Source organism: Streptomyces niveiscabiei (genome assembly GCF_001419795.1).
GTDB lineage: Bacteria > Actinomycetota > Actinomycetes > Streptomycetales > Streptomycetaceae > Streptomyces > Streptomyces niveiscabiei.
The window spans coordinates 1-1260 of the sequence record NZ_LIRL01001414.1 but is presented as its reverse complement, the minus strand read 5'-3'; the positions used below and the strand labels follow the sequence as shown (position 1 = coordinate 1260).

Here is a 1260-nt window from a genome sequence, read left to right as displayed (position 1 = left end):
CCCCCGATCCCGTCCCCCGCGGCCACACCGGGCATACCGCTCGACCCCTGAACTCCCCGTCCCCGTTCGATTACAGTGGCGAACCGTGTCGTACGGACGGTGGACGAGGGCCCGGGGAGGCTTGGTGTGAGTACGGCAGCCGGGCCCATCTGGGGCCGTGCGGAACAGCAGGACTTCCGCAGCCGGGTACGCGGCACACTGCTCGGCGGCGCCCTCGGCGACGCGCTGGGCGCCCCGGTGGACCGGACCTCGGCGGACGTCATACTCCAGACGTACGGGGTGGAGGGCGTCGTCGACCTGCTCCCCGCGTACGGCAGGCGCGGCGCGATCACCCACCTCACCCAGCTCACCCTGTTCACGGTCGACGGCCTGATCCGCGCCCAGGTCCGCCGCGACACCGGCGCCTGGCACCCCCCTACCGACCTGCACCGCGCATACCTGCGCTGGGCGGCCACGCAGCGCGACTGGGGTCCCGACCTACGCCGCAAGGACGACGGCTGGCTGGCCCGCGAGGAGTGGCTGTACGCCCGCCGCGACCCGACGCGCCCGCTGCTCCTCGGCCTCGGGGACGAGCGGATGGGCACCCTGGAGTCGCCGAAGAACCCGGCGGCGGACGGCCCCGAGGCGCTCGGCCGGTCGGCGCCGTTCGGGCTGCTGGTCGGCTGGGAGCCGCAGCTCGTCGCGCAGCTCGCGGTGGAGTGCGCGGCGCAGACCCACGGCCACCCGGCGGCCTACCTCGCGTCGGGCGCGTACGCGGTCGTCGTGCACGCGCTGGCCAGGGGCGACAGTCTCGACAGCGCGGTGCAGCGGGCGCTGTCCCACCTGTCGGCGCGGCCCGGCCACGAGCCGGTGTCGGAGGCGCTGCAACGGGGGCTCGGCGCGGTGAGACAGGGGCTGCCGACATCCGCGCGGGTCGAGGAACTCGCCGGTGCGGGCAGCGCGCCCGAGCTGCTGTCCGCCGCCGTGTACTGCGCGCTCGTCGCCGAGGACGTACGGCACGGCCTGCGCCTCGCCGTCAACCACGGCGCCCCCTCCGCCGCGACCGCCTCCGTCACGGGGTCCCTGCTCGGCGCGCTGCACGGCGAGACGGCCCTGCCCCCGGCGTGGCTCGCGGAGCTGGAGGGGCGGCCGACGCTGCTAGAACTCGCCGACGACTTCTCGATGGAGATGACGCAGGGGCCGGCGCTGCACAACCCCGCCGGGGCGGCGCCGGGGTGGCTGGCCCGGTACCCGAGAAGCAGCGGGGTGGAGCTGGGGTAG

1 protein-coding gene is annotated in these 1260 nt (G+C 75.7%); it reads left to right on the top strand.

Annotated features, from left to right (window positions below; all coding sequences use genetic code 11):
- Positions 1-126 precede the first annotated feature (126 nt).
- Positions 127-1260, top strand: a complete 1134-nt coding sequence (locus tag AOK24_RS44575) for an ADP-ribosylglycohydrolase family protein (protein WP_055725492.1) — start codon at positions 127-129, stop codon at positions 1258-1260.